Source organism: Streptomyces sp. NRRL S-495, from assembly GCF_000966955.1.
Classification (GTDB): domain Bacteria; phylum Actinomycetota; class Actinomycetes; order Streptomycetales; family Streptomycetaceae; genus Kitasatospora; species Kitasatospora purpeofusca.
Map to the genome: position 1 here is coordinate 1 of NZ_JZWY01000567.1, position 2,293 is coordinate 2,293.

3 protein-coding genes and 1 pseudogene are annotated in these 2,293 nt (G+C 70.0%); 3 read left to right on the forward strand and 1 reads right to left on the reverse strand.

Annotation, left to right across the window (positions count from 1 at the left end; translation table 11 throughout):
* The 3 genes from VR45_RS27350 to VR45_RS27360 form a co-directional block, all read left to right on the forward strand.
* The coding region (locus VR45_RS27350) for a 5-methyltetrahydropteroyltriglutamate--homocysteine methyltransferase (protein WP_045942509.1) at window positions 1-952 on the forward strand (952 nt) is incomplete at its 5' end.
* Window positions 953-1,223: 271 nt separating this feature from the next.
* Window positions 1,224-1,427, forward strand: a complete 204-nt coding sequence (locus tag VR45_RS27355; protein ID WP_045942510.1) for a cold-shock protein — start codon at window positions 1,224-1,226, stop codon at window positions 1,425-1,427.
* 57 nt (window positions 1,428-1,484) lie between these two features.
* Window positions 1,485-1,853 (forward strand): hypothetical protein, encoded by a 369-nt coding sequence (locus tag VR45_RS27360; protein WP_045942511.1) that lies wholly within the window; start codon window positions 1,485-1,487, stop codon window positions 1,851-1,853.
* Here VR45_RS27360 and VR45_RS27365 read toward each other — a convergent pair.
* Window positions 1,837-2,293, reverse strand: a pseudogene (locus VR45_RS27365) (RICIN domain-containing protein); the annotation flags it as partial. The gene VR45_RS27360 and the pseudogene VR45_RS27365 sit on opposite strands and share 17 nt — an antisense overlap.

Consider the following 2,293-nt stretch of genomic DNA (forward strand, 5'->3'; position numbering starts at 1 on the left):
GAGCCAGGCCGTTCGCGAGACCGTGGAGAAGCTGGCGGCCACCGGGTCGCCGGTGCTCACCGACGGCGAGCAGGCCAAGCCCAGCTTCCTCACCTACCCACTCCAAGGGCTGTCCGACCTGGACCCCGACGGGGCCGTCATCCCGTTCGCCGACGGCCACACCCGGCAGCTGCCCCGGCTGACCTCCGGACCCTTCCGCTACAAGACGTACGCGCAGGAGTATCTGCGGGCCGCGAAGCAGCACACGGAACTCCCCGTGAAGCAGGCCGTCGTCGCCCCCTCCGCCCTGAGCCTGCTCTACCCGCCCGACGGGATCGCCGGCTACCCGCGCGAACAGTTCCTCGACGACCTGGCGAGCGAGGCGGAGACCGACATCCGCGGCTGCCTGGACGCGGGCGCGCACGTCGTCCAACTGGACTTCGAGGAAGGCCGCCTGTCACTCAAGCTCGACCCGAGCGGTCAGCTGCTGCGCGACCTCGTCGAACTGAACAACACGGTGCTGTCCCGTTTCACCGAGGCCGAGCGCGCCCGGATCGGCGTCCACACCGGCCCCGGGGCCGACCTGGACTCCACCCACAGCCTCGACGTCGACTACGCCGAGCTGCTGCCGCACCTGTTCAAGCTCACCGTGGGCAACTTCTACCTCCAGCTGGCCAGTGAGGCCGACCCGGACCGGGTCCTGGGCATCGTCGCCGACCAACTGCGGCCGGGCCTCCGCGTCTTCGTCGGCGTGACCGACCCGATCGACCCCCGCGTGGAGACGGCCGAGGAGGTCCGCGACCGCGTCCTGCAAGCCGCCCGCCACCTCCCGCTCGACCAGCTCGGCACCTGCGACGACGCCGGGTTCGCACCGTTCGCCGACGACACCTCCACCTCCCGCGACACCGCGTTCGCCAAGATCCGCGCCCGCGTACAGGGCACCGCGCTCGCCGCCGAGCAGCTGGGAGCCTGACCAGGGTGGCCCCTTCACCCACCGGATGAAGGGACCGCCCCTGCCCGATGGGCCCCGGGCGGTGACCGGGCAGACCCACCGTGCGGAGCGGTTGGCCGAACTCCGCGCGCCACCCGACCAGGTGGCGAACACATCCGTCTGCCCCTCGCGGGCGTCCGGAACCAACGGAAGGAGACCCGTGGGGGCGCCATCCGCGCCCTCGCCGCGGGCAACGGCCACTCGACGGCACTGACCGAGTGTCCGGTGAGGGAGCACGAGGAAAGGAGAGATTGTGGCGACTGGCACGGTCAAGCACTACGACGTCAACAAGGGCTTCGGGTTCATCGCGCAGGACGACGGCGGCCCCGACGTTTTCGCGCACTTCAGCAATATCGCCACTCCGGGCGTACGCGAGCTCAAGGAGAACCAGCGGGTCTCCTACGACGTCGTCCAGGGCCCGCGGGGCCCCGAGGCCGGGAGCATCGTTCCCGAGTGACCGCCTCGGACCCGGGTGCCGGAGGCCGGGACCGACGATCACTCGATGGAGGAATCTGTGGAAATCACGTTCAAGGCCAGCGTCAACGCCCAGAGCCAGTACTACGGCAGCCTGGTGATCACGGGCTTCGCCCAGGACGGCCGCGGGGAGGTGAAGGTCGAGAAGCATGTGACGGTGAACCTGACCCTGCCCGCCTCGGTCATGCCCAATGACGTGAACCACGCCCTCAACCCGTGGGTCCCGATCAACTTCTCGACCGAGAACGACCAGGTCGAGAGTGCCAAGTTCAAGGTCGCGATCAAGGCGGCCCTGGAATCCCCCTACACCCTCAAGTCGACGGACACCCTCACCATCGGTGTGAACGGCGACCTGACCGACGCCGTGCAGCAGCACCTGGAATCGATCAGGATCAGCGTCGACGACTGACCACCGTCCGGGCGTCGACGCCGGGCCGGGCCCGATGGCACGCACCCTGCTCGCCCAGGTGGGTCAGCAGGGTGGCGCCACTCGTGCAGGCCCCAAGCCGGCGCCCGGCCGCGCGTGTGCGGCGTGAAGGCGGGGCCGGTGGTCGCCGGTGAGGAGGTGGGTCTCCCGGGCTGTCGAGCCGCCACTTCTGCTCGGCGCGTCCGTCGCACCCGAGTGAGGCGACGTCCTGTCGGGAGGCGGTGGCGGTCAGGCACCTGCCGGCGCTGCTGACGGTGTGGAGGCCGCCGCCCGCGTCCTTGATCTGCCAGTACTGGTTGGGGTGCTGTTCGTTGAGCTCCACGAGGTGCGCGCGGGACCGGTCGGGGTTGTTGTCGATCATCATGGGCTCGCCGGTCCGGCTGTCGCCGTACTCGAACATCCCGCCATGGTCGCCCTCGTCG